Raw genomic sequence first — 16,912 nt, forward strand, 5'->3', positions numbered from 1 at the left:
CCTTTTCAGTCGAGAATATGCATGACCATCGGGGCCTGGAGCAGGCTGTCCGATCCCGCGAGCCGCCGAAGCGTGTCGAGGACGCAGCGCTCTTCCCCCGCATGGGTGACGATCGCCATCAGCACGCTGTCATCATGGCTTGCGCCGCGCTGGATCATGCTTTCGATCGACACACCGGCGTCGCGCGTCGCAGCGGCGATCTCGGCAAGGACGCCGGGACGGTCCTGTACCTTGAAGCGCAGATAGCTGCGGCCGATCCGCGCGCCTGCGTCCGCTGCCGGTTGCTGCGCCAATGCCGCGACGGGCATCGCAAGGGCGTCGCCATATTCATCGCGAGCGACATCGATCAGATCTGCGACCACGGCCGATGCTGTAGGACCATCGCCTGCTCCCCGGCCCTGGAAGAAGAGGCGGCCGACGAAATTGCCTTCGGCCACAACGGCGTTGAGTGAGCCATCGACGTGAGCGAGCGGATGGTCGAGGGGGACGAGCATGGGGTGAACGCGCTGGAACAACCCACCCGGCCCATTTTCGGCCATCCCGACCAGGCGAATGCGATAACCCATGGCCGCTGCTTCGGCGATGTCGGCGGCGATGACGTGGCGGATGCCCGTTACCGCGACGCTGCCAAAGTCCAGTTCCGTGCCGAAAGAGAGGCTAGCAAGGATGGTCAGCTTGTGCGCGGCATCGACACCGTCGATGTCGAAGCTCGGGTCCGCTTCGGCATAGCCCAGTTCCTGCGCTTCCTTCAGCACATCGTCGAAACCGCGCCCTTCCTTCTCCATCGTGGTCAGGATGTAGTTGCAGGTGCCATTGAGGATGCCATAGACGCGGCTGATCTCATTGGCGGCGGCGCCTTCGCGCAGGCCCTTGATGACTGGAATGCCCCCGGCAACGGCAGCTTCATATTTGAGTGCGATGCCGGCTTTCTCCGCCAGCGTGGCGAGGTCAAGGCCGTGATGGGCCAGCATGGCCTTGTTGGCCGTGACGAAGGGCTTGCCCGCCGAAAGACACTGCCGGGCCAGGGTGAGCGCTGGGCCGTCGGCGCCCCCGATCAGTTCCACCACGACATCTATATCGTCGCGGCCGGGCAGGGTGGTCATGTCATCCACCCATTCATAGGGCGACAGGTCCACGCCCCGGTCCTTGTTGCGGTCACGCGCGGAAATGGCGACGATCTGAATCGGACAGCCTGCGCGCCGTGCGATCAGGTCCGCATTTGTCTGCAACAGCCGGATCACGCCACCGCCCACCGTGCCAAGGCCGACAAGCGCGACGCGCAGCGGGGCATGGCGGTGAAGATTGGTCATGATAGTGGCTGTCCTCAGGCTGATATTATGCCGCGCTGATAGCCGCCAACGCGCCGCTGTCCAAGAAAAAGGACAAGGACGGCGCGTTCGACGGCGTCAACGCGCGGAACGGGTGCGGCCGCAATTGCCGAGTGACTGGATGACAAAGGCATAATCGATCCGAGCCGCCTCCGCGTCGACAGGAGCGAGCGCGCGAACCGAGGAGTCCGGCAGGGTGGGTGGCAAGCTGCAAGCCAGACGATACCAGAGAAGGCTTCCCGGCGCAGGCGGCCGCGCCGCTTCATCGACGATTTCGCCCAGGGCAACGGCCCATTTCGGTTGCTGTCCCGGGCGGCGCAGGATGGAAAGGGATACCGGATCCCCCGTGGCCGTTCGCAGGAAAATCTGTGTCTCGCCTTCACCCGCGACCGTGCCTGCCACGTGGAAGGCGTCGCCAGGTCCGATGATGCGAGGCGGTGCGCTGGAAGCTACCAGTTCAGACAGAATGGCCTTCACCTGCTCGACCGCCGCAGTCGTGGTAGGAATTTGAGCGTCGCCCGCCACCAATTGAATTTCTCCCGGTCGTCCTCCTGGACGAGCAAACAGGATGACCTGCGTTTTCTTCAGTTTGGGAAGCTTTCCGCGAGCATTCAGCGGCGCATCATAAAGATAGCGGACGCGTGGACTGATTCCCCCTTCGCCGCGAATCAGCGATGTGACTTCGGCCTCCACAAAGACCCGTTTTTGACCGGGAGGGACATTTTGGACCGTTTTTTCGGGTAGTGCAATTATGCTGCTGATGCGTGCCACAGCTACCAGCGGAGCGGCGTCTGCTAAATCCGCGAGATCGGCATAGGGAAGGGTGGCGGACTTTATGGCATCACTCGTCTGGGCTGCTGAAACCAGCGGAGATGCGGCGAAAATGAGGCATGTTGCGACAGCGGCTTTAAAGGTCATGGAGGGTTTTCTTTGCATGTTCGTCCTGCCTAAAGTCATCCGTGACAATGTTGTCACAGGCAAGTCATTCTGTATTAAAATGCTAATCGGAAATGATCCTGTCGATAAAGCGTTTGCGTGCCACGATGCGCCGCGATAGGAGTTTGCGCGGTAGCAAATGCGCGGAAGGGGGCCAAAGGTGGCCAGGGACGACCTGGTCAACTAGGGCCATTTTTGGCTTGTTTGCTTATAACAATGGTAAGTTGAGTTAAGGAGTGTCGTTGCCGAATGGCCTATGCTGACCACTCGCAAGGATCGAGTCGTACGATCTCGATCGTCATCGTCGCCCTGATTCACGCTGTTCTGGGTTATGCCTTTGTTACCGGCCTTGGCATGAAATATGTCAAAAAGGCGGCGGAACAGCTGAACGTGATCGACGTGAAGGAGGAACCACCGCCACCGGATGAGGAGCCGCCGCCGCCGCCGCCAGACCAGCCGGTCGAGCCGCCGCCAGTGGTCGCGCCCCCGCCGATCGTTCAGACGCCGGCCCCCGCGCCGGCCATTGCCACGGTGCGTACGCCGCCGCCGGTTTTCAATCCGGTTCCGGTTGCTGCTCCACCGCCTCCGCCGCCTCCACCACCGGCAGTGCCCGCTTCGCGTGCTACGCCGCGCAGTGCGCCCGGCAGCTGGCTTAGCGATGCGGACTATCCGAGCCGCGCACAGCGTGAGGAGCGTTCGGGTACGGCTGGGTTCCGGCTTGAGATCGGCTCTGACGGCCGCGTCACGAGCTGCACCATCACCTCTTCGACCGGTCATGCCGATCTCGATGAGGCGACCTGTCGTCTCCTGCCGCGCCGTGCGAGGTTCAAGCCGGCCACGGCGGCCGGGGGTGGTCCGATGTCGGATACCTATAATGGTCGCATCACATGGCGACTGCCTGAATAATTGTAACGGGAAGGCTGGCGCTGCTGCCGCCTTCCCCTTTTATTGATCCTTTTGAGAGGGAAGTCTTGAAAATGTTGATGTATCTCGCAGCCGCGGCCGCGCCGAAATCGGAGAACCCTTACGGCTTGATGGAGGCCCTGCAGCAGGGCGGCACCATCGCCTGGACCGTGTTCCTCATCCTTTGCGCCATGTCGGTGGGCACATTCTACATCCTGTTCACCAAGCTGATCGAACAGCAGAAGGTCCTCAATCAGGGCAAGAAGGTTCGTGCAACCTTCTGGCGCGCCCCGACCCTCAAGGAAGGTTCGGCCAAGCTCGAAAAGAACTCGGCCTACAAGCAGATCGTCGATGACGGCATCAAGGCTCAGGAAGAACACACCAAGCTGACCGATCCGGTCGAAGCCCATGACTGGCTGCACGGCTCGCTCGCCCGTTCGGAAGCATCGATCAACTCGAAGCTGGGCGGTGGTCTGGCGTTCCTCGCGACCGTCGGTGCGACTTCGCCGTTCATCGGTCTGTTCGGTACGGTTATCGGTATCTACCGCGCGCTCATCAAGATCGGCGCTGCCGGTCAGGCCTCGATCGACGCCGTTGCCGGTCCGGTCGGTGAAGCTCTGATCATGACCGCGCTGGGTCTGGCCGTGGCCGTTCCCGCCGTGCTTGCCTACAACTTCCTGCAGCGTCGCAACAAGTCGATCGCCGAACAGCTGAATGGCTTCACCGTCGATCTGCTGGCTCACCTGGTGTCGAACGGCGCTGTTAAGCCTTCGTTCGCGACTGCCCCGGCTGCGCCTGCCGCCAAGACGGCTGCTGCTCCGACCAAGGCCTGATTGGGTCAAGGAGCCGGTGTGGGGGTTAGTGGACGGCTGCGACCGCTGCTTCCCCACCGGCCATGGGTCCCGAATAACGGGGCGCCATCGACACGCATGTTAGGAAATTATCAATGGCAATGAGTGTTGGCTCCGACGGCGGTGAAGACAAGCCGATGTCCGACATCAACACGACGCCGCTCGTCGACGTCATGCTGGTGTTGCTCATCATCTTCCTCATCGCGATTCCGGTCGTCGTCCAGACGGTTCAGCTGCAGCTCCCCAAGGTCGCTTTCGAGCCCACGACCACGAAGCCGGAAAATGTTTCGCTATCGATCACGCAGGCCCAAGATGGCAGCTGTGCGGTCTATTGGAACCTGACCAGGGTGTCTTCAAACGAACTGCTCGACCGCGCGGTCGCGAAGCTCGAGGCGGACATCAAAAAGGCGGGTGGCGTCGAAAACATGACGCCTGAGGATCTGCCCGAAGTACACATTCGTGGGGACATCAATACCCCCTATCGGTGCATCGGTGGCACCATCTACACGATGCAACGCGCCGGTTTCCCGAAGGTCGGCTTCATCTCCGAACCCGAACCGGGTTCGTCGGTGCAGCGGCTCTAAGTTTTTAGGAGTATCGCCCCATGGCAATGAGCGCCGGAAAAGATGATGGCGAGCCGATGATGGAAATGAACACGACGCCGTTGATCGACGTCATGCTTGTTCTCCTCATCATGTTCATCATCACGATCCCGATCCAGACCCACGCGGTCAAGATCGACCTGCCGCAGAACGCGCCACCGACCGACAGCGTCATCGACCCTGTCAAGAACAAGGTTGCGATTGATGCTGGCGGAATCATCACCTGGAACGGTTCGGCCATCGACCTTCTGACCCTGCGTCAGTATCTGCAGCAGTCGCTGCGGTTGCCGGTCGAACCCGAATTGCAGTTCCAGCCCGATGCCGCGACCCGCTATGTCGTCGTTGATCAGGTTCTGGCCGAGATCAAGCGCGCGGGCGTCACGAAGCTCGGCTTCGTGGGCAATGAACAATATGGAAACTTCTAAGAGCTGGCTACGCCGCCGCTGTCTGGCCGGGAATGTTCGACTTCCCGTTTCCGGGCGCGGGCTGGGGTGACGCAATCAGCTTTTGGTTATCTAAAGGGTCGCTTCGGCGGCCCTTTTTTTGGTCTCTGCCTCAACGGTTCCTTAACCGTAATGTGAGATGTTCCGCCCAAAGGAACGCATCTGATCATGGGCGCTGAATTGCACATCGACCTGAACCAAAAGCGCGGTCGCCAGACTGATCGGTGCTATATTCAGGTGCCCGTCAAGGTGAGGCGGCCAAGCGAGAACTGGTTCAAGAGCAGCGTAGCCGACTTGTCTGTTAATGGCTTCCTCCTGCAGAGCTTCATGAAGCTGGCCGCAGGTGATTCCCTATGGGTCATGCTGCCTGGATTCGAAGGACGACGCGCCCAAGTCCTCTGGACACGTGGCCATGAAGCAGGTTGCCGGTTCGAACGGCCCCTGCATCCCGCCATCCTTGATCATATCGTCAGGATCAGCGGGTAATATAGCTTTGAAGGCGGATTTGCCTCAGGCCGCTGGCGCATCCTGAAACTGGAGGGTCGCCAGACGCGCGTACAGACCCTTTTCCACCATCAATGCGGCATGATTGCCCTGTTCCACCACGCGACCATTATCGAGTACGATGATCCGGTCAGCGGCGCGAACCGTTGCCAGCCGGTGAGCGATGACAATTGTCGTGCGCCCTTGCATCAGGCGCGCCAGTGCGTCCTGGACCAGCCGTTCCGATTCCGCGTCTAGCGCAGAGGTCGCCTCGTCCAGCAACAGGATCGGTGCATCGCGGAGCAGGGCGCGCGCGATCGAAAGGCGCTGCCTTTGTCCTCCGGAAAGCCGCGCTCCACCTTCGCCCAAAAATGTATCCAGCCCCTCGGGAAGGGCGCGCAGGAACGTCTCTGCATTGGCTGCACGCGCTGCTCCCCAAATCTCGTCGTCCGACGCGTCCCAGCGGCCAAAGCGCAGATTGTCCCGCGCCGATGCAGCAAAGATGACGCTGTCTTGCGGAACCATCGCCATCATATTCCGAACGGTTGCCGGGTCGGCATCCCTCAGATCGACGCCATTCAGCCGGATGGCCCCGGTGTCAGGATCGTAGAAGCGTAGCGCAAGCTGTATCAGCGTGGATTTGCCCGCGCCTGACGGCCCGACGACTGCCACTGTTTCGCCTGCCGCAATATCGATCGAAATGCCGTGAAGCGCGGCTTCGCCCGGTCGCGTCGGATAGCTGAAATGCACTTCGTCGAACTGGAGGTTCGCGCCATGCGGAAGCTGGGGAATCGGCTTGGCCAAAGCAGGAGCGAGGATTTCGGGCTGTGCCGTCATAAGCTCGTGCAAGCGGCTCGCCGCGCCTGCGCCCCTGAGCAGGTCGCCCCAGGTTTCGGACAACGCGCCAAATGCCCCCGCGACAAGGCCACCGGTGAGAACGAATGCCGCGATGCTGCCGCCAGAAAGCCTGCCCGCCGCGACATCCAGGGCGCCCTGCCACATCACCGCAGTGATCGATCCAAAGACCAGAGCAATGACAACCGCCGTCATCGCCGCGCGGAGGAGGATGCGGCGCCGGGCTGTCGCAAATCCTGCTTCCACCGTGGTGTCGAAGCGCGCGGATTCCCGCGCTTCCTGCCCGAATGCCTGAACGATCTTCATGGCACCCAGCACTTCGGATGTTACGCTGCCGACGGCGGCCAGCCTGTCCTGACTGGCGCGGGAGAGAAGCCGTACGCGGCGGCCCAGGCTGATCATCACGACCAGAATGATGGGGATGCCAAGCACCAGAAGGCCCGCGAGCTTGGGCGCGAGCGCGAAGAGGTAGATGAGCCCGCCAACCCCCGTGACGAGGTTGCGCAGGGCGACCGACACGGTGGAGCCGACAATCTGGTCGATAATGGCGGTGTCCGCCGTCATGCGCGACGCGATTTCAGACGGCCGGTTCTCTTCGAAAAAGCGGGGTTCGAGGCGCAGCAGATTGGCCTGCGTCGCCGATCGGATATCGGCCACCACCCGCTCCCCAAGCCAGGACACGAAGTAGAAGCGTGCCGCCGTTGCCAGGGAAAGGATCAGCACGATCAGCAGCAGATACTGAAACCACCGGCTGATATCCCCGCCGCCCATGAACCCCCGGTCGATGACGAGTCGAAAGCCGCTGGGGATGGCGAGTGTCGCGGCGGATGAGACGATGAGCGCGGCGAGCGCGGCGGCGATCCGTCCGGGATAGCGCGTGGCGAAGCGCCACAGCATGGCGAGGCTGCCAAGGGATGAACGCGCGCCGCCGCGAGGCATGGACTTTTCCGCATCTTGCATGGGCGCGCGCTTAGCAGCCCCCGGCGCAAGCCTCAACGAGGATCAGCGGCGCGGCGTCAGCTGGAAGGTGTAATCTCCGCCGCCAGCGTCATGATGCGGCGGGCGGCCGTGCGTCCGGTCAGCGCGTAGGCCATGTCGCCCGCTTCCCAATAGGCGATGATGTCGGCTGCGCGCCGGGCGATCAGGGGATGTCCCTCTGCGGGCGTTTCGGCTTTGTCCGCAAAGAAGGAGAGTTGTTCGCCAGCCGGAGTAACAATCGAGATGGCTATGGCCGGGCTGTCGGGCGTCGGAAAGAGTTGCACGTCGGTAACACGCCAGCTGCGGGGAAAGGACGGCAGGATGATCCCGGTTGAACGGCGTATCTCCTCGCTGTTGAGGGTCGCGCTTTCCACCTGAGACGCCATATTTTGCCGCAACAGCCCGGCGCGGTGGGACGCCGCTGCTTCGTCGAGAAAGGGGTTGGCCTGCGCCGCCTGCGGAAACTCGCCCAGCGCGCCTCTCGCGATCCAGCCGGTCGCCAGCAGGGCTGCGATCGCGGCTGTCCGACGCAAATGCTGCCAGCCGCGCCCGCTTTCATTATCGTTGGCGACCGGGATCGACATGTCACGCCTGCGCCCTACCAGGGTGCCCTTGGTGCCGTCATGCATCAACCGAAAGTCGATGTGCGGCCAACGTTGACGCCAGCGCCGCGCCACGATCCGCTCGCCCGGTCGCGCCGCATCGTCGAGCAAGACAACGGCGTTGGGCGACAGCCGTGCAAACAGGCTGTCCGCCGCTCCCCGCACCAGCGGGTGAACCGACCATGGCGGCCCGTCGATGATCAGCAGGTCGATGCGCTCAGGCAGATCGTCCAGCGCATACCAGCGCCCCGGCCAATCGCTGCTCTCCGATGCCAGCGGCGCATGGCGCAGGTCGGCTTGCAGACCGTGATCGCAGAGCCAGTTGCGGGTAGCATCGACAAAGCCGCCATGCTGGTCAAAGCTGGTCAGGCGGCCTCCGCCATGCATCGCCAAGGCCTTGGCCGCAACCAATGTGGAGGCGCCTGCGCCCAGTTCCACGACCTGCGCAGGCCGCAAGCGCGCAATCTCCCGCACGATATGGCGCAGGAAGCCGACGTCCGCCTTCCAGCTGCCAAGATGGGGAAGCGCATCATGGGGCAGGTTCAACTCATCCATCAGGGCGCGTTTGTCGGCTTTGCGCCCACCCGAAAGGCTGGCGAGCAGCCACGGCCAACTAATCGCCCCAAAACCGATGCGCCATGCCAGGTCGGACATCCGGCGTTGTGTCGCACCGTCCTCCTGTTCGGCCAGGGAAAGAAAGCCGGTCAATTCGCGGGAAGTCACGATGCACCCATCCTTATATAAGATCTGGCGGGACTATGCGGCGGCCCGCGATTCTCGCATAGAGCCTGTGTCCGGTCCCTAACTTGCCGCTCAGGAAACGTCGATGACCCGTATAATTTCCGCCACCATCGAACGCTGGCCGGTAGCAGGCGCCTTCATCATCAGTCGGGGCGCCAAAACCTCCGTGGACGTCGTCGTCTGTACCGTGAGCGACGGAATATATGTGGGCCGGGGCGAAGGCACGCCCATCTATTATGAGGGAGAAACCGCCGAAGGCTGTGCCGCCGCCATCAACGACTATCGGGGGCCGCTGGACCGCGAGGCGCTGCTGGAGGCGATGCCCCGAGGCGCGGCGCGCAACGCGCTTGACTGCGCGTTGTGGGACCTGGAGGCCAGACAAGCGGGCACTCCCGTTTGGCAACTGGCAGGCGTTCAACCCCCTGCACCGCTGCCCACTGCCTTCACCATCAGCCTGAATGACCCCGAACAGATGGAAGCCGATGCCCGTGCCGCGGCGGGCAGGGGCTTTGCCCTGTTGAAATGCAAGCTGACGGGTGAGGGGGACCGGGAACGGATCGCGGCGGTTCGCGTCGGGGCGCCCGGTGCACGGCTGATCGTTGATGCCAATGAAAGCTGGCATGATCTCGACATTGCGGCGGAAGCGGGCGCTCTTGCCGAACTCGGCGTGGAAATGGTGGAGCAGCCGGTTTTTCACGGACGTGAGGACAGGCTGGCGGGCGTCAAGGCGCCGCTCCCCCTTTGCGCGGACGAAAGTTGCCACACGCGCGCGGACCTTGATCGACTGGGGGACTTTGACGCGGTCAATATCAAGCTGGACAAGGCGGGCGGGTTGACCGAGGCGCTTGCTCTCGCCCGCGCGGCACGGGCGCGGGGCTTCCGCATCATGGTGGGTTGCATGCTTGGCACGTCGCTCGGGATTGCCCCTGCGGCGCTGGTCGCGCAGGGCGCCGACTGGATAGACCTGGATGGTGCCCTGCTGCTGGCCAAGGACAGGGATGGCGCCCTCGCCTTGCGGGACGGCATGCTGCAGCCGGGCACGCTATGGGGCACGGGTCAGTAACCGAGCGTCAGGCCCACGGCATAATATTTGGGACCGACATTGCCTTTCACGCGCAGCTTCGGGACGATCGGCATCGCGACGGTGGCATAGGGTCGGCTGTTGTCACCGCTAAACCGAATGCCCGCGCCGATCGTCGCAAAGGCTGGCAAGTGGTAGGTCGCCTCGACCCGGCCATAAAGCTTTGCCTCACCATCGCGCAGGTAGACGCCCGCACCGGGGGTCAGGCTGAAACCCGCCACGTCCAGTGCGTAGCCAGCGCCGATTTCGGTGCCCCAATGACCATTCGCCCGGCCGTAATTGACTTCGGCTCCAAGTCCTTCGGCATGCGCAGGAGCGATGGCGAGGGAGCTTACCAGTGCAGCGGCGGCGAGTTTGGCGCGTGAAATCATCTTCAATCCCCAATCAGCGATGCTGCTGCCTGACCGGCTGACAGGGCCGAGGCAAGCAAGGGGAAGGTGAAGCGAATCCAAAACCGGATCAGGTGAGCCGCGCAGTCCCTTCATGATCGATGTGGATGGGATCGGGATAAGGCATTATCGTCTGCCCGTCCGGCGCTGCGGTAAAGCTCGTCTGGGTGGGATAGGCAAATTCAATGCCTTCCGCCTTGAACCGCTTCCAGATCGCAAGGCCGATGCGATGGCGCGACTGAAAATAATCATGCTTGTCGGGGTAGGGCACGTCGAAATTGAGTTCGTAATCCAGCGAGCTCGCGCCGAAGCGTACCAGCCCCGCATTGACGAAGTGCATGCCTTCCGCCGTTACGATCTTCTCAAGCAGGGTGGGGATGGCATCAGCCTTTTCATCCGGCGTCTGGTAGATGATGCCGATGGCAAAGGTGACCCGGCGCTGCTCCAGCGTTTGAAGGCTGGTGATCTCCTTTTGCAGGAGGTTGGCGTTGGAGATGACCTTCTTCTCGCCCGTCATTGCCCGAAGGTGCGTGCTCTTGAGGCCGATGCGTTCGACCCGCGCAGTCGTCTGGTCATAGGTGATCACCTCGCCCCGGCGGAAGGGCTTGTCGAAGATGATCGACAGCGCAGCGAACAGGTCGGAGAAGATGCCCTGCGCGGCGAGGCCGATGGCGATGCCGCCGATGCCAAGGCCCGCGACCAGACCCGTTACGTTGACGCCCAGATTGTCGAGTACGACGACCAAGGCGATGGCGAACAGGCCGAAGGTCACGAGGACGCGGATCAACCCCATGGCGTTGGCCAGGGTTTCGCCATGAGCGTCTTCGCCCACGGTCTTGCGTTCAACGAGGCCCAGGATGATCTCGCGCGCCCAGATGGCGGCCTGGAAAACGGCGGCAATGGTGAAGAGGAAGGCCACCGTCTTCAACACCATCTGCGGAGGATTGGCGTAGCTGACCACCAGCCGCGCGGCGACCAGGGCCATGAAGAAGTGGGTGGTCCGGGCGATGGCACGGCCAACGACGTTGGAAACGCCGAGGGTGCTGCCCGGCTTGCCCCTGAACCGCTTTCCGAATTGCCGCAGCGCGGCGAGGGCTAGATAGATGGCTATGCCTGTCCCGACGGCAATCACTATCTGCAAGGAGTGAATGGCAAACCAGTTCGCCGTGGCGTGCCACATTTCCGAAAGGTTGGGAGCGCGAACCGTGAGGGCAGGTTCATTCTTTGCAGCCATGGGGATCCCTGAAAAATCTAAGCGGTCAGGCCGCCAGAGGAAGAGAGGAGCTTGCTCCGCATTCTTCCAGAAAGGCGATCAGTCCGCGTTCGTAGCGGGTGAGATAGCGCGTACTGCGCGGCAAGCGAAGCCCTGCCCGCCATTCATCCTGTCCCGATTTGCACAATTCGATCAGCGCTGGATGGATATAGCTTTTACGGCTGATGGCGGGCGTGTTGCCCAGCGCTTCGGCCACGGGCGCGACCATCTGCGCGAGCGATACGGGGCCGGAGGCTAGCGCTTCGAACGCAACGGCCGAAGCGCCCCATGTACGGAAATGCTTGGCCGTGAAGTCATGTCGCATGGCTTCCGCGATATAGGCGTTCACGTCGCCGGAGGTGATCGGCCGCGCGATCCCTTCCTCGTCCAGATATTGGAACAGATGCTGCCCCGGCAGGTCCTGCATCGCGCGCACGAAACGGAGCAGCCGCCGGTCGCTGATCGTCAGGTCATGTTCGCGGCCCGACTTGGCACGATAGCGCAGCCGCAGCTTCTGTCCGGTAAGATCGACATGGCGGCGGCGTAGCGTCGTGGCGCCGAAGCTCTTGTTCGCTGCTGCATATTGTTCGTTGCCCACGCGCACCTTGGCAAGGTCGAGCAGGCGCACGACCGCGGCCAGGGTGCGTTCCTTGCGCAGGCCACGGATCGACAGGTCCGCCTCTATGCGCGCGCGCAGGCGGGGGAGCGCGCGTCCGAACAAGGCGCATCCGCCATATTTTTCCGCTTCGCGCGCGGCGCGGAACTCCGGATGATAGCGATATTGCTTGCGGCCCCTGTCATCATAGCCAGTCGCCTGGATATGGCCATGCGGCAGCGGGCAGAACCAGCAATCACGGTAAGCGGGCGGCATGCCGATGGCGTTCAGCCTGTAGATTTCGTTCCGGTCGGTGATCCGCGTGCCGTCAGCAAGGAAATAGGCCCATCCCCGTTTCAATGGGCGGCGCGCTATTCCCGGCAGGCTGTCATTGGCGTGGACGAGGCGTTGCGGCATTTGGCTCCTTCTCAAGAGCCATTAACCCGCCTTACCGCGCTTGCGTTCCCCGGCCTTAAAGCGCGGGGTCAGGATCGGCCGGGTTGTGAGCCGGTCAAGCGCCAACGAAATGTTACACTGCTGCGCAACCGCCAATGTTCTGGATGGCGACGGATGACCGATAGATGCGCGAGGGTCAGGGTCGCGGCCAATATCGCGGCGGGCATGGCGATCATCGCCATATTGGGCAGCAGCAGCGCGATCGCGAAAAAGCCCAGGGCTGTAGCTCCGGCGATCATGGTGGACCGTGCTTCACCGTCCGGCCCGCGCATCCAGAATATGCAGCCGCTCACCCCTAGCGCGAAAGCCATGGCGAGCCGGGCAGGCTGACCCTGTCCTGCAAGACCGCAGCCGATGAGCAGCAGAAGGATGAGCAGCGCGATCCCGGCACGGGGCAGGCGGCCAAGCAGATAGGCTGCGGCAGGATAAAGTAGCAGCTCCGCCATCAGCACCGCCGCCAATATCGATCCGGCGAGTGCCGACTGCTCTGGCCCCGCGATGACCGCCACCACTGCCGTGGCGGCCCAGGGGACGAGGCGTCCGGGCGCCATGCGAATATGGCTGACCCAGCCGCGCAGGCCCGCGCGGGTTTCCCATCGCCGGTCGGCAAGCCGCAGCTGGAAAGCGGCGATAATGAACAGCGCTTCCACGCCCCATGGCAGGAATTCCCTGCCGATCATGGGCGACGCCAGCACCAGTCCCAGCAACAAGCCATGGGCGACGCCCAGAATGCGGAGTTCTCCGCTCATCATACTCCCCCTGTGATCGGCTTTAAGGGCCGCAACGGAATGGCCGGGGCTCGCGCACCCTCCCGCTGCTTGCGGGTGAGATAGGTGTCGAGGCCGATTTGCAGCGATAGCATCATGAAGATGAAGGGTTGGTAAGCGATGCCCACGAACAGCGACCCGATCATATAAATGACATGGCCTTGCTGAAGCGCGAGTGCGAATGGCGCGATCCATGCCTCGCCCGGACCATCGCGGCCCCGATAGCGTCGGCGGATTGCTTCGGTGCGGATGAAGCAGATGAGGTGGATCAGCAGCCACAGCGCGAAGCCGAAATAGCCCTGCTCGCCCAGCATCTCGAAATAGGCGCTGTGATAGGCGCGGCCCTTGTCGGTAACGAGCCGCCGCTCCATGCGTGATCCGCCGCTGTCGGTCACCCGTTCCTGCATGGAATAGGTGAAGCTGTTCTGGAGGTAATTGTCGAAGCCGCCGCCGCCCGGATGCTCCTTCACATAGTCCAGCGTCCACTTCCATACGGCAAGGCGCGTGGAGGCGCTTTCATCGCCCTGATGATTCTCGATGGTCGACATGCGCTGGGTGAAGCTGGTGGGCAGGAAGGGGATGGCGGCAAGCGCCGCAAGGGCCATGATCGGGCCGTAGATAAAGCGCCGCTTCGACCGCATCAGCATCATGCCAGCGAGGATGGCGATGCAAACGAGGCCGGTGCGCGCCTCAGTCCCGATCGGCATCAGCAGGCAGGCAAGGCAGAGCGCGTAGGCGAAGCCGCGCACGCGCCAGTCCGGCGGAAAGATAGTGCCATGCTTTGCCAGCCACAGGATGAGCGGGATTAGCGAGATGGCGACGCAGCTTATGATGCTGCCTTCATAAAGGCCGCTATTATTATCGACCATCAGGTTGAGCACGCCATAGCCGCCGCCCGACAGCGCCGTCTTCATGCCGCCATTGATGATGATCGTGCTTGCGCACAGCACCATGAACAGCGCCAGTGCCTCAAGCCGCAGTCGGGTGCGGAGCGTGAGCGGCAGGAAGATGGCGAAGATCATCGCCTTCCACACCCATTCCCACTTGGTATGCGCGTTAAGCGGGAAGTCGGCGGTTGCGGTCGTATAGCCGCACCAGGCCAGCAGGACCAGCAACAAGAGCTGGCGCATCGAGAAGCGGCAGTCCGTTTTCTTGTCCACCAGCAGCCATGCACCCACTGCCAGAGCAAAGGCTATCGCGGAGATCGGAATGCGGTTCAGCAGGAAATAGGACAGCCGCTGCGGCGAGACGATGTCGATATAGGCGTAGACGGCGATCAGCAGGAATGGACGCCGCAGCCCCAGCAGGAAGAAGGCGCCGAGGAAGGCGAGGAAGAACAGGTCACGCATCGCGCGATCGCTCCACCTGCGATTCGTCATCCAGATCGGCGCGCGGCAGCAGGCGCCAGGCCGCCAGCATGATGACGCCATGGCTGATCAGCAGGGACAGGGCGTCAATCATCGCGCGAAGGGTTCTTCCATGGCCACGGCCTTTCCCTAGCGCGGCAGAGTTGACGGGCCGTTAAACCTTTTCCGGCACAAGAAGCGTCATGACTCGGATACTCCATGTGCTCGATCACAGCCTGCCGATGCATAGCGGCTACACCTTCCGCACGCGTGCGATCCTGCGAGCGCAAATGGCGCAGGGCTGGGACGTGCGGGCAATCACCGGATTGCGTCACGGCGCCAAAGGCCCAGCAGAAGAGGTCGTGGACGGCCTTCATTTTCATCGCACGCCGGGCATACCGGCAACCGGCAATCCGTTGCTGCGCGAATGGCGAGACATCGCGGCGCATGCGGACGCCATTGATTCGCTGATCACTCGGTGGCGGCCGGATGTAATCCACGCCCATTCGCCCGTGTTGAACGCCATGGCGGCGCAACGCGCGGCCAAACGGCATGACATTCCGATGATCTACGAAATCCGCGCCTTCTGGGAGGATGCAGCGGTCGGAAACGGCACCGGCACCGAAGGCAGCCCCCGCTATTGGCTGACCCGGCAGTTGGAAACCCATGCGGTGCGCGCGGCCGATGCCGTTGCCGTCATCTGCGAAGGACTGCGGAGCGATCTGGTTGCGCGCGGGATCGACCCGACCAAGATCATCGTCTCGCCCAACGGCGTGGATATGGAGCAATTCGGCACGCCGGTGCGCCGCGATCCGGCGCTTACCGCAAGGCTGGGGCTTGAGGGCGCCGACGTGGTCGGCTTCATCGGCAGCTTCTATGATTATGAAGGTCTGGACGACCTCATCGCCGCGATGCCCCGGCTGGTGCGCGCGCGGCCCAAGGTCAAGCTGCTGCTGGTAGGCGGCGGCCCGCGCGAACAGGCGCTGCGCGACCAGGCGACGGCCTCACCTTTTGCCGACCATATCGTCTTCGTGGGTCGCGTCCCTCATGATGAGGTCGAGCATTACTATGCGCAGGTCGATGTGCTTGCCTATCCGCGCAAGGCGATGCGGCTCACCGATCTTGTGACCCCGCTCAAACCGCTGGAGGCGATGGCGCAGGGGCGGCTGGTGGCTGCCTCCAATGTAGGCGGTCATCGTGAACTGATCGAACATGGCGTGACCGGCACGCTGTTCGCGCCCGGCGATCCGGCGGCCATTGCGGCCGCTTTGGCGGAGATGTTCGCTGATCGTGGTTTCTGGGACGATCGGCGGGCAACGGCCCGCGCCTTTGTCGAGCGCGAGCGTAACTGGTCGTCAAATATTCTGCGTTATGGGCCTGTCTATGAGCGGTTACTGGCGCAGCGGATGGCGCGCATTCGCGCCGCTGCCTGAACTGAAACATGGCGGCGGTTCGACTTCATAGGGCGATGACCCCGGCCGTGCTGGCAGGGCTGGCGTTCGCGCTGATCCTGTTGGCGATGCCCGTGGGACTGGTCGAAACAATGGTCGCGTCGAGCGGACTGAGCGAAGCCTTGCCCGCCGCCGCGCCGCCATTGGGGTTGAAGGCGCGCCTGCTTGTCGCAGGCTTCGGCGCGCTGATGGCGATGGGTTTTGTAAGTTTCAACGCGGCGCCCGTGCCGATGAAAAAGGATCAACGCTCTCGCGGCGTTACAGGAGTGAGTGATATGGGTTTTGCATTGCCGAAGCTGAACTGGTTGTCTCGCGGCCGGACCTCGGGAGCCTCCAGAATATCGCGTCCGCTGATGCGCCGCGCCGACGCGCATCCCGACGCCCCGGCGCGTGCCCCCATCTTTGCGAGCCGCGACTTTGGCGGCCTGGAGATTTTCCCCCGGATTGGCCCCGCGCGCGGTGAACAGTTCGAATCGGCTCAACCGGAAGCGGAGGCGGCAATCTTGCCCGGCGCGCCGACGCCAGCAGAAGCCCCGGACATTCATTCAGCGGTCGATGCCGAATTTGAAGCGGTGAGCGTCATGGCCACCGATCCCGCCCCCGCATCTCTGTCCAACGACATTCCGCCAACTCCCAGCCTGCCTTCGCTGGCTGAACTCACCGCGCGATTCGAAAAAGGCCTCACCGATCGTGTGCGCGGCACCAGGACTGCCGCCGCCGACGGTGTCATCGCTGACATGCCGACCGAACAGCGGGTCCCGGTGCGGGATCGGGTCGAGGATGACGTCGATCAGGCGCTGCGCGCGGCGCTTGGCACATTGCGGGCCATGGCGGATCGGGCGCGCTGAGAACT

At 62.9% G+C, this 16,912-nt stretch carries 17 protein-coding genes; 8 read left to right on the forward strand and 9 right to left on the reverse strand.

Going from position 1 to position 16,912, the window contains the following annotated elements; genetic code table 11:
- Positions 1–5: 5 nt before the first annotated feature.
- Together AC6JBC_RS03100 and AC6JBC_RS03105 are read right to left on the reverse strand one after the other, a co-directional pair.
- A complete protein-coding gene (locus tag AC6JBC_RS03100) occupies positions 6–1,310 on the reverse strand; it encodes a homoserine dehydrogenase (protein WP_464787434.1) in 1,305 nt (434 codons plus the stop codon).
- A 96-nt stretch (positions 1,311–1,406) separates the two neighbouring features.
- Positions 1,407–2,246 carry a hypothetical protein gene (locus AC6JBC_RS03105; RefSeq protein ID WP_498025338.1) on the reverse strand — a complete coding sequence of 280 codons (840 nt, stop codon included), beginning with the start codon at positions 2,244–2,246 and terminating at the stop codon, positions 1,407–1,409.
- Positions 2,247–2,513: 267 nt separating this feature from the next.
- Here AC6JBC_RS03105 and AC6JBC_RS03110 point away from each other — a divergent pair, with 267 nt between their 5' ends.
- From AC6JBC_RS03110 to AC6JBC_RS03130, 5 genes are all read left to right on the forward strand, one after another.
- Positions 2,514–3,170, forward strand: a complete 657-nt coding sequence (locus AC6JBC_RS03110; RefSeq protein WP_498025340.1) for an energy transducer TonB — start codon at positions 2,514–2,516, stop codon at positions 3,168–3,170.
- Positions 3,171–3,241: 71 nt separating this feature from the next.
- Positions 3,242–4,000 (forward strand): MotA/TolQ/ExbB proton channel family protein, encoded by a 759-nt coding sequence (locus AC6JBC_RS03115; protein WP_449474194.1) that lies wholly within the window; start codon positions 3,242–3,244, stop codon positions 3,998–4,000.
- A gap of 113 nt (positions 4,001–4,113) precedes the next feature.
- On the forward strand, positions 4,114–4,602 hold the full coding sequence (locus AC6JBC_RS03120) for an ExbD/TolR family protein (RefSeq protein ID WP_498025341.1): 489 nt from the start codon (positions 4,114–4,116) through the stop codon (positions 4,600–4,602).
- Between the two features lie 20 nt (positions 4,603–4,622).
- Positions 4,623–5,045, forward strand: coding sequence for an ExbD/TolR family protein (locus tag AC6JBC_RS03125; protein WP_498025343.1), 423 nt, complete (start codon positions 4,623–4,625; stop codon positions 5,043–5,045).
- A 186-nt stretch (positions 5,046–5,231) separates the two neighbouring features.
- Entirely contained in the window at positions 5,232–5,549 is a 318-nt protein-coding gene (locus AC6JBC_RS03130) for a PilZ domain-containing protein (RefSeq protein WP_498025344.1), read from the forward strand.
- 24 nt (positions 5,550–5,573) lie between these two features.
- Here the strand turns inward: AC6JBC_RS03130 and AC6JBC_RS03135 are convergent, their stop codons facing one another.
- Together AC6JBC_RS03135 and AC6JBC_RS03140 are read right to left on the reverse strand one after the other, a co-directional pair.
- Positions 5,574–7,361, reverse strand: coding sequence for an ABC transporter transmembrane domain-containing protein (locus AC6JBC_RS03135; protein WP_498025345.1), 1,788 nt, complete (start codon positions 7,359–7,361; stop codon positions 5,574–5,576).
- 56 nt (positions 7,362–7,417) lie between these two features.
- Positions 7,418–8,704 carry a class I SAM-dependent methyltransferase gene (locus tag AC6JBC_RS03140; protein WP_498025346.1) on the reverse strand — a complete coding sequence of 429 codons (1,287 nt, stop codon included), beginning with the start codon at positions 8,702–8,704 and terminating at the stop codon, positions 7,418–7,420.
- A gap of 103 nt (positions 8,705–8,807) precedes the next feature.
- Between AC6JBC_RS03140 and dgcA the strand changes: the two genes are divergently transcribed.
- Positions 8,808–9,785, forward strand: a complete 978-nt coding sequence (dgcA, locus tag AC6JBC_RS03145) for an N-acetyl-D-Glu racemase DgcA (protein WP_498025347.1) — start codon at positions 8,808–8,810, stop codon at positions 9,783–9,785.
- Here dgcA and AC6JBC_RS03150 read toward each other — a convergent pair.
- The 5 genes from AC6JBC_RS03150 to AC6JBC_RS03170 all read right to left on the reverse strand — a co-directional run bounded on the left by AC6JBC_RS03150 (position 9,779) and on the right by AC6JBC_RS03170 (position 14,611).
- Positions 9,779–10,174 carry a hypothetical protein gene (locus tag AC6JBC_RS03150; protein WP_498025348.1) on the reverse strand — a complete coding sequence of 132 codons (396 nt, stop codon included), beginning with the start codon at positions 10,172–10,174 and terminating at the stop codon, positions 9,779–9,781. The genes dgcA and AC6JBC_RS03150 overlap by 7 nt on opposite strands.
- An 88-nt stretch (positions 10,175–10,262) precedes the next feature.
- The gene (locus AC6JBC_RS03155; protein WP_498025350.1) at positions 10,263–11,426 is read right to left on the reverse strand and encodes a mechanosensitive ion channel family protein; all 1,164 of its coding nucleotides are present in this window, start codon (positions 11,424–11,426) and stop codon (positions 10,263–10,265) included.
- Positions 11,427–11,451: 25 nt separating this feature from the next.
- Positions 11,452–12,456: a DNA topoisomerase IB gene (locus AC6JBC_RS03160; protein WP_498025351.1), complete on the reverse strand. Its 1,005-nt coding sequence runs from the start codon at positions 12,454–12,456 to the stop codon at positions 11,452–11,454.
- A 68-nt stretch (positions 12,457–12,524) separates the two neighbouring features.
- The gene (locus AC6JBC_RS03165; protein ID WP_498025353.1) at positions 12,525–13,244 is read right to left on the reverse strand and encodes a hypothetical protein; all 720 of its coding nucleotides are present in this window, start codon (positions 13,242–13,244) and stop codon (positions 12,525–12,527) included.
- Positions 13,244–14,611 carry a putative O-glycosylation ligase, exosortase A system-associated gene (locus AC6JBC_RS03170; RefSeq protein ID WP_498025354.1) on the reverse strand — a complete coding sequence of 456 codons (1,368 nt, stop codon included), beginning with the start codon at positions 14,609–14,611 and terminating at the stop codon, positions 13,244–13,246. Before AC6JBC_RS03170 ends, AC6JBC_RS03165 begins: the two co-directional genes overlap by 1 nt.
- A gap of 200 nt (positions 14,612–14,811) precedes the next feature.
- On the opposite strand from AC6JBC_RS03170, the gene AC6JBC_RS03175 reads away from it, so the two are divergent.
- Together AC6JBC_RS03175 and AC6JBC_RS03180 are read left to right on the forward strand one after the other, a co-directional pair.
- The gene (locus AC6JBC_RS03175) at positions 14,812–16,041 is read left to right on the forward strand and encodes a TIGR04063 family PEP-CTERM/XrtA system glycosyltransferase (RefSeq protein WP_498025355.1); all 1,230 of its coding nucleotides are present in this window, start codon (positions 14,812–14,814) and stop codon (positions 16,039–16,041) included.
- 35 nt (positions 16,042–16,076) lie between these two features.
- Entirely contained in the window at positions 16,077–16,907 is an 831-nt protein-coding gene (locus tag AC6JBC_RS03180) for a hypothetical protein (protein WP_498025356.1), read from the forward strand.
- The last annotated feature ends 5 nt before the right edge of the window (positions 16,908–16,912 follow it).

Source organism: Sphingobium sp. RC1, from assembly GCF_059738765.1.

Excerpts from the sequence above, each read along its gene's own strand:
- AC6JBC_RS03100 (WP_464787434.1), bottom strand. The coding sequence starts at position 1,310 with ATGACCAATCTTCACCGCCATGCCCCGCTGCGCGTCGCGCTTGTCGGC.
- AC6JBC_RS03105 (WP_498025338.1), bottom strand. The coding sequence starts at position 2,246 with ATGACCTTTAAAGCCGCTGTCGCAACATGCCTCATTTTCGCCGCATCT.
- AC6JBC_RS03110 (WP_498025340.1), top strand. The coding sequence starts at position 2,514 with ATGGCCTATGCTGACCACTCGCAAGGATCGAGTCGTACGATCTCGATC.
- AC6JBC_RS03115 (WP_449474194.1), top strand. The coding sequence starts at position 3,242 with ATGTTGATGTATCTCGCAGCCGCGGCCGCGCCGAAATCGGAGAACCCT.
- AC6JBC_RS03120 (WP_498025341.1), top strand. The coding sequence starts at position 4,114 with ATGGCAATGAGTGTTGGCTCCGACGGCGGTGAAGACAAGCCGATGTCC.
- AC6JBC_RS03125 (WP_498025343.1), top strand. The coding sequence starts at position 4,623 with ATGGCAATGAGCGCCGGAAAAGATGATGGCGAGCCGATGATGGAAATG.
- AC6JBC_RS03130 (WP_498025344.1), top strand. The coding sequence starts at position 5,232 with ATGGGCGCTGAATTGCACATCGACCTGAACCAAAAGCGCGGTCGCCAG.
- AC6JBC_RS03135 (WP_498025345.1), bottom strand. The coding sequence starts at position 7,361 with ATGCAAGATGCGGAAAAGTCCATGCCTCGCGGCGGCGCGCGTTCATCC.
- dgcA (WP_498025347.1), top strand. The coding sequence starts at position 8,808 with ATGACCCGTATAATTTCCGCCACCATCGAACGCTGGCCGGTAGCAGGC.
- AC6JBC_RS03150 (WP_498025348.1), bottom strand. The coding sequence starts at position 10,174 with ATGATTTCACGCGCCAAACTCGCCGCCGCTGCACTGGTAAGCTCCCTC.
- AC6JBC_RS03155 (WP_498025350.1), bottom strand. The coding sequence starts at position 11,426 with ATGGCTGCAAAGAATGAACCTGCCCTCACGGTTCGCGCTCCCAACCTT.
- AC6JBC_RS03160 (WP_498025351.1), bottom strand. The coding sequence starts at position 12,456 with ATGCCGCAACGCCTCGTCCACGCCAATGACAGCCTGCCGGGAATAGCG.
- AC6JBC_RS03165 (WP_498025353.1), bottom strand. The coding sequence starts at position 13,244 with ATGAGCGGAGAACTCCGCATTCTGGGCGTCGCCCATGGCTTGTTGCTG.
- AC6JBC_RS03170 (WP_498025354.1), bottom strand. The coding sequence starts at position 14,611 with ATGCGTGACCTGTTCTTCCTCGCCTTCCTCGGCGCCTTCTTCCTGCTG.
- AC6JBC_RS03175 (WP_498025355.1), top strand. The coding sequence starts at position 14,812 with ATGACTCGGATACTCCATGTGCTCGATCACAGCCTGCCGATGCATAGC.
- AC6JBC_RS03180 (WP_498025356.1), top strand. The coding sequence starts at position 16,077 with ATGACCCCGGCCGTGCTGGCAGGGCTGGCGTTCGCGCTGATCCTGTTG.